The sequence below is a fragment of the Desulfobacter sp. UBA2225 genome (assembly GCF_002348205.1).
Classification (GTDB): Bacteria; Desulfobacterota; Desulfobacteria; order Desulfobacterales; family Desulfobacteraceae; genus Desulfobacter; species Desulfobacter postgatei.
In genome coordinates, this window is the sequence record NZ_DDYV01000256.1 from 1 (window position 1) to 6,199 (window position 6,199).

Below are 6,199 nucleotides of genomic sequence, written 5' to 3' on the forward strand. Positions count from 1 at the left end.
AAAATTTTAATGCGTTTGCCCTGGGATAAAAAGCGGAATTGCTATCCATAGAATCGTTAACGGGTTTGCCGTAATGACGTCTCCTTTCAAACTGAACAGCAAAACGAGCGTGAGCAACAGGGCACAGATTGTTATCGGAGTCAGAACACCTAAAAACTTTTCCTTGAACCAGGTTTCCCCCTTGGCCGCGATGATCGACTTGCGTGAAAAATAACCTGCAACAAGCGGCAGTGCGACATAAATTGAGACAGAGAGCAGTAGCGCCTGCCAGGGAATAGGCAGTTTGCCGACACCAAGCAGAAATCCCCCAAGTATACCGTAAAGAACGAGCATGGTCAGTGAATTTAATGCCACCATCACCAGTGTCAGGCCATCATTTCCCCTTGACAGGAATCCCCACACAAGCACCATGGCCGTGCNNTGGTGAGGGAATTGATGGCCACCATCACCAGCGTGTGGCCGTCGTTGCCCTTCGCCAGGTAGCCCCACACAAGCACCATGGCCGTGCACGGGGCTATTCCCAGAAGAATGCATCCTGCAAAATAGCTTCGCCATAAAGGCACCTGCAACATTTTAATACCATCCTGCAACACCACAATTCCGGCCCCATGCTGAGCCCCCACAGCCAGATCAAGGCCAAAAGGCATTTTTACCAGGTCCATGGCTCCGGCCCCGATGAAAGATTTTAAGATGAACCCCAGAAAAAACAGTGAAATGGCATACATGGTAAACGGTTTGATACACCAGTTGATGAACAAGGTTAAAAAAACGGGTTTACCGCTTTTACCGGCCTTGATTACAGAAGCGAAATCAATTTTAACCATAATCGGGTACATCATGAAGAACAAACAAACGGCTATGGGAATGGAGACAACCGGTGCACCGTTCACATTGATAGACATGGCGTCCAAGGATTTGGCCAGATCCGGAGCAACTTTTCCCAGAAAAATTCCACCGATAATACATAATCCGACCCAGACCGTCAGATAACGCTCAAAAAGACTGATCATTTTACGTTCATTTCCAGCATGTGTATTCATTGTTCTTTTTCTCCTGTATTGGGTTATGCAATTCGGCTGTTAATATTTTCAGGCAGTTTTTCAACAAAGGCCTTGATTTCATCTCTGACTTTTCGGTAGCAGTCCAGCTGCTGCGCCTCATCTGCACCCTGTTCAGCAAGCTCTCTGGCCATTTGGGGCGGATCATCAAAGCCGACATGAATTACCTTGCAGCGAGGCGGGAAATAAGGACAGGTTTCATGGGCATGTCCACAGACGGTGATGACCCCGTCCAATTTCATATCCATGAACTCATTAACCAGTTTAGAACGCTGGCTTGAGATATCGACACCGGCTTCAGCCATTACTTTTACGGCATTGGGGTTCAGGCCGTGTGTTTCAACACCGGCGGAGTATGCATCTACAATGTCTCCTTTTAATTTTCTGGTCCATCCTTCTGCCATCTGGCTACGGCATGAATTGCCTGTACATAAGAACAATATTTTAAGTTTTTCCGTCATTATCTGTTTTCCTTTTTTCTTGACTTGGTGCAGGTGCCGCTTTCTCTTTGTTTCTGACTTAACTCTTCACAGGAAATATGTAATATCTGTTTTAATGCTTCCAGATCCTCTTTTACCTGTTGGGATGTTTCGATTCTGTTTTTTACCCATCCCAAAAGAGTGGTTAAAGACGGGTCTTCCGTGTTTATTCGGAAATATATCCATCGACCCTGCTTACGATTTTTTAAAACCCCCGCATTCACCATCAACCCCAGATGTCTGGAGGTAGTCGCTCCTGTAACGCCTAAAAATTGGGTGATCTGACAGGCGCATAATTCAGTATGCACCAGCAAAACACTTAGAACTCTAAGCCTATTTTTATCTGATATTGATTTGATTACGGATAGTGTATTGTTCATTTAATATTCGCTGTTTTATAATTAGCCAAATGTCTAATTGTCTATTTAGGAATTAAATTTTTGTCAAGAGAAATTATTCCCAACTCGGTTGGCAGTTAGACGGAATTTTGCTGCATTTTTTAGAAGCTGGGAATAACGCTTTTCAGGGACCTATATCTATCTCGGCAGTTAATGTGAAAGGCGGTTCGTCAGCCAGCCGGTGCAAAAGTATGATTTTACACCGGCTGGCTCGCCAAAGTTTTATTCGTTCAACCGGATTTTTTCATTTTTCTCCTTTTTAGGATTAATTCAATTGAGTTAATCGGACAGACATCCGAGCCGTTTTCGTGATCAGTTTGTCTTCTGTTTTCCATCTTTCTTTCCTGTCCATAGCAATGCTGTACGCCACAGGCAGAAAAAGCAGGGTTAACAGCAGCGAGTATGTCAACCCGCCGATAACGGCAATAGCCATGGGTTGGAGCATATCGCCTCCTGAACCCAGATTCAGGGCCAGGGGTACAAGCCCTAAAATTGTTGTCAGCTGGGTCATTAAAATGGGCTGGATTCTTAGCGGAGCTGCCAGCCCAACCGCTGCCGCAGCAGTATCTACCTGGAATCGAAAGGACTCTGCCAGGGAAAGCAGCACCACACCCTGTGAGGTAATACCTCCCATCATGACGATGAGGCCGATTAAGACGGTTACGCCGATGGGGGTAGCAGTCAGGTAAAGTGCCAGAAAAGCACCGGTCAGGGACAGGGGAATGTTGATCATCATGAGAATGGGCAGCAGAAATGATTCAAATTGTATGGCCAGAATCACATAGGCAAAAAGCACGGCAAATCCAAAGATGATTCCCATGGCTTTTCGGTTGTCAGCCATCATTTTAGCCTGACCGCCCATCTCAAAGGAGACTCCGGCAGTCTTTTGAATTTGGCCAACAGCCAATTCTGCCCGTGCCACGGCTTCCCCGACACTGATGCCCTGGGAGTCCGCCCGGACAATGATCTGTTTGGCCCGGTCTTCACGGATGATTTCCACAGGACCTGTGGACCGCTCAACCCGGGCAATATCCTTAACATAGACCGGTTGATCGGAATTGCTCTTGATAATCAGGTTTTCAAGTTCAAATTTGCTTTTCAAAGATTCCGAGGATACCATCACACGGATGTCGTAGTAGTCTGCCCCTTCTCTGTACCGGGTTGCCACGGCCCCCCCCCGTGGTGCTTTGCCATGGATGGATGATCGGTACCAGCGACCTTCCGTTTAAAGAGCCTCTTCCGCCGTCCAAGGGGTCGCTCAAAGAAAACCTGGAAGAACTGGAGTCCCGGATGGTGGTCCGGGCATTGAAGAGCTGCGGCGGTCATCAGACCAACGCATCCCTGCAGCTTGGAATCAGCGAACGGATGCTCAGGTACAAACTGAAAAAATATGGCCTCAAGTGATGTTGAGTCAGTTTTTGTTCATGGCGTGAGACATCCGGATTAGGGTGGTTTGGCACAGTGTGTGCTGGTATAATATTATTATGTTCGGTTTTATAAATATAGTCTTGTTAAATCCAAAGGAGGCTTAATGAAAAAAATTGCGTTTCTGCTGATGCCGGTTCTATTTTGGAGCCTGCCGGTTTCAGCAGGAAATTTGACGTCAAACGCCACTCATTCTCCGTTGTTCCCAATTCTAAGTATTGAGGAGCCCAGTTACGAGTTTAACCCGGTTATAGAAGGCGATATCGTTGTTCATAAATTCATCATCAAAAATTCCGGAGGCGTGCCTTTAAAAATAATCAAGCTTGAATCGGGTTGAGGCTGCACCTCAGCCGCCAGCAAACGGCCGATTCTTCCGGGGGAAGAAGGGATAGTAAAAACATCATTTTCAACAAAGGGATACGGCGGCAGAAGGGTCAAAGAAGTGGTGAAAATACACACCAATGATCCGGTTTCCAGGGTTGTTACCGTCTCCATGTCAGGACTGGTACGGGAACTGGCCCGCATAGAGCCGAAACTAATCAGCCTTGAAGGGAAAGCCGGAACGGCTGTCACAGCCCAGGTAAAGATCTTTCCTGTGGCTGTACCGGATTTCAATATCACAGACACAACCGCAAAAGACGGCAAACATATTGACTTTAGCCTTGAAAAGCAGAAGGACGGGGCCAAACCAGTGTTTCTGTTGACAGTGCGCAATAAAAAAGAGTCGCCCGACAGGTTCTTCGATATTATTATTATGACAACAGACACCACGCCCAAAAGAGAGATAAGGGTTCGGGTGTTTGGAAATATCCTGCCGTGACCCATCGTTATTTTGTCTGGGATATCTCCCCGGTTATTTTTTCGGCAGGCCCTGTTACAATCAGATGGTACGGCTTGTTTTTTGCCGGTGCGTTTGTTGCCGGCCATATTCTCATGACAGCCGTTTATAAGAAAGAGGGCCGGCCAGTCGAGGATCTGTCCTCTTTGATGAATCACCTGCTATTGGGTACGATCATTGGTGCCCGGCTCGGCCACTGCCTGTTTTATGATCCGGTATATTACCTGGGACATCCGGTTCAGATTTTAAAGATATGGGAAGGGGGGCTGGCCAGTCATGGTGGTGCTGCAGGCATTCTTGCAGCACTTTTGATTTATTCATACAAAAAAAAAGACCAGGGGTTTTTATGGCTGATGGACCGAATCGCCCTGCCGGCTGCCTTTGGCGGTACGTTGATCCGGACGGGCAATTTTTTTAACTCGGAAATTATCGGCCGTCCAACGGCTATGCCATGGGCTGTGGTATTTCAACGTGTTGATTCCCTGCCAAGGCATCCCAGTCAGTTGTACGAATCCATAGCCTGTCTGCTGATCTTTATTATTCTTGGAATGACTTACCGCAAAGACACGGCCCGGAACACCGAAGGAGTGATCTCAGGTCTGTTTCTTATCCTTGTTTTTTCCAGCCGGATCGCCCTGGAATTTTTCAAGGTTCCCCAGGCAGCCTATAACACGGAGATGTTTCTGAATACGGGGCAGTGGCTGAGCATTCCTTTTGTCCTTGTCGGCATGGGTCTGATCGCAGAAGTCTGGACGGACCATCGATTTGGCATATTTATAAAAGACAAAGACGCCAATAAAAAATGGGAGTGAGCGTGAGCCTGGCCTGTAAAATTTTTTTTGCCCATTGCTTGACAATTGGAGCATGAATTTATATATTCCCATTTAACGATTTATTGAAACAGGCCGGTTATGGCCGAATGGGATAGTCGCCCCTGGTCATCAATCGGAAAGTGAAATCCACCGGATCTGTTCCAGCGGAAACAAAATTAAAAGAAGTGTGGATACTTGAGGCCGCAGCTGAGCTTAAAACATATCCGGATATATAGATGGGGTACATTTATGAAAACATTTATTAAAGTCATGAAAGCATTATCCGATCCCAACAGGGTCAAAATGATGAAAATGCTTCAGAAGCGTTCCTTGTGTGTCTGTGAAATACAACAGTTACTGGGGGTTGCCCAGTCTACCACGAGCAAACATTTGAAAATTCTTGAGGATGCAGACCTGGTTAAAAGCTTCAAGGATGGACTGTGGGTGAATTACACTTTATCGGACGGCAGCGACTCTCCATTTGCCGCCAGCATGATCGGGAATCTGAAACACTGGCTTGATAGTGATAGCCAGATTAAAGCACTCACTAAGCTTCTTCCGGATATCGACCGGTATGATATTGTTGATAAAGAGTCAAAAAATTAAGCAAGTACCTATTATGTAAAAATATAACGTTTGCCAGAATTCAGAAAGGCCGGGAAAAATATTCCAATATGTTGGGAGATATGAAATGAAAATCAGAAGAGTCGTATGGTTGACTTCTGCACTGTCCTTTGTTGTGACCGTAGTAACCAGCGTTGTTCTCTACATTGTTCCCCAGGGCCGGATCGCGTATTGGGCAAACTGGCGTCTCTGGGGACTTACCAAGGAGCAATGGGGCGGCATTCACATCAATGTGGGCATCCTTTTTATTATTGGATTGGGTTTCCATATTTACTATAACTGGAAACCCATGATGACCTACCTGAAGAATAACGCCCTGAATTTAAAAATCTTCACCAAAGAATTTAACCTTGCCCGGTCATCACCCTGGTGTTCATAATAAATCAAATAGTTGATGAACTAAACAAACAAATCAAACTTGAAGGAGTTAAACATGGAAATCAAAGTATTGGGACCTGGATGCGCCAAATGCATTAAAACCGAAAAATTAGTTCAGGAAGTGCTGAAAGAAACTGGTGTGGAGGCTCACGTTGAAAAAGTCTCTGATATGATGCAGATCGCTTCC

12 protein-coding genes are annotated in these 6,199 nt (G+C 46.0%); 7 read left to right on the plus strand and 5 right to left on the minus strand.

Translation table 11 applies throughout. The annotated features are described in order from the left end of the window. Positions 1-6: 6 nt before the first annotated feature. From B3D59_RS18500 to B3D59_RS12775, 5 genes are all read right to left on the minus strand, one after another. On the minus strand, positions 7-411 hold the full coding sequence (locus B3D59_RS18500; RefSeq protein ID WP_286820213.1) for an arsenic resistance protein: 405 nt from the start codon (positions 409-411) through the stop codon (positions 7-9). Further along, on the minus strand, positions 366-1,040 hold the full coding sequence (locus tag B3D59_RS12760) for an arsenic resistance protein (RefSeq protein ID WP_286820214.1): 675 nt from the start codon (positions 1,038-1,040) through the stop codon (positions 366-368). Before B3D59_RS12760 ends, B3D59_RS18500 begins: the two co-directional genes overlap by 46 nt. A gap of 23 nt (positions 1,041-1,063) precedes the next feature. After that, positions 1,064-1,519, minus strand: a complete 456-nt coding sequence (locus tag B3D59_RS12765; protein WP_286820215.1) for an arsenate reductase ArsC — start codon at positions 1,517-1,519, stop codon at positions 1,064-1,066. Continuing rightward, the gene (locus tag B3D59_RS12770) at positions 1,519-1,917 is read right to left on the minus strand and encodes an ArsR/SmtB family transcription factor (RefSeq protein WP_286820216.1); all 399 of its coding nucleotides are present in this window, start codon (positions 1,915-1,917) and stop codon (positions 1,519-1,521) included. Before B3D59_RS12770 ends, B3D59_RS12765 begins: the two co-directional genes overlap by 1 nt. A gap of 283 nt (positions 1,918-2,200) precedes the next feature. Next, a complete protein-coding gene (locus tag B3D59_RS12775) occupies positions 2,201-3,103 on the minus strand; it encodes an efflux RND transporter permease subunit (protein WP_286820217.1) in 903 nt (300 codons plus the stop codon). A 32-nt stretch (positions 3,104-3,135) separates the two neighbouring features. Between B3D59_RS12775 and B3D59_RS12780 the strand changes: the two genes are divergently transcribed. From B3D59_RS12780 to B3D59_RS12810, 7 genes are all read left to right on the plus strand, one after another. Further along, positions 3,136-3,339, plus strand: coding sequence for a helix-turn-helix domain-containing protein (locus tag B3D59_RS12780; protein ID WP_286820218.1), 204 nt, complete (start codon positions 3,136-3,138; stop codon positions 3,337-3,339). A gap of 127 nt (positions 3,340-3,466) precedes the next feature. Beyond that, positions 3,467-3,697 (plus strand): hypothetical protein, encoded by a 231-nt coding sequence (locus tag B3D59_RS12785; protein ID WP_286820219.1) that lies wholly within the window; start codon positions 3,467-3,469, stop codon positions 3,695-3,697. Positions 3,698-3,805: 108 nt separating this feature from the next. Further along, complete coding sequence (locus tag B3D59_RS12790) at positions 3,806-4,180, plus strand: hypothetical protein (protein ID WP_286820220.1); 375 nt, start codon at positions 3,806-3,808, stop codon at positions 4,178-4,180. Further along, positions 4,177-5,010, plus strand: a complete 834-nt coding sequence (gene lgt, locus B3D59_RS12795) for a prolipoprotein diacylglyceryl transferase (RefSeq protein WP_286820221.1) — start codon at positions 4,177-4,179, stop codon at positions 5,008-5,010. Before B3D59_RS12790 ends, lgt begins: the two co-directional genes overlap by 4 nt. Before the next feature lie 249 nt (positions 5,011-5,259). Then, entirely contained in the window at positions 5,260-5,616 is a 357-nt protein-coding gene (locus B3D59_RS12800; RefSeq protein ID WP_286820222.1) for an ArsR/SmtB family transcription factor, read from the plus strand. A gap of 85 nt (positions 5,617-5,701) precedes the next feature. After that, positions 5,702-6,013 carry a DUF4405 domain-containing protein gene (locus B3D59_RS12805; RefSeq protein WP_286820223.1) on the plus strand — a complete coding sequence of 104 codons (312 nt, stop codon included), beginning with the start codon at positions 5,702-5,704 and terminating at the stop codon, positions 6,011-6,013. A 54-nt stretch (positions 6,014-6,067) separates the two neighbouring features. Continuing rightward, positions 6,068-6,199, plus strand: a 132-nt coding sequence (locus tag B3D59_RS12810; RefSeq protein WP_286820224.1) for a thioredoxin family protein, incomplete at its 3' end; no start/stop codon positions are given.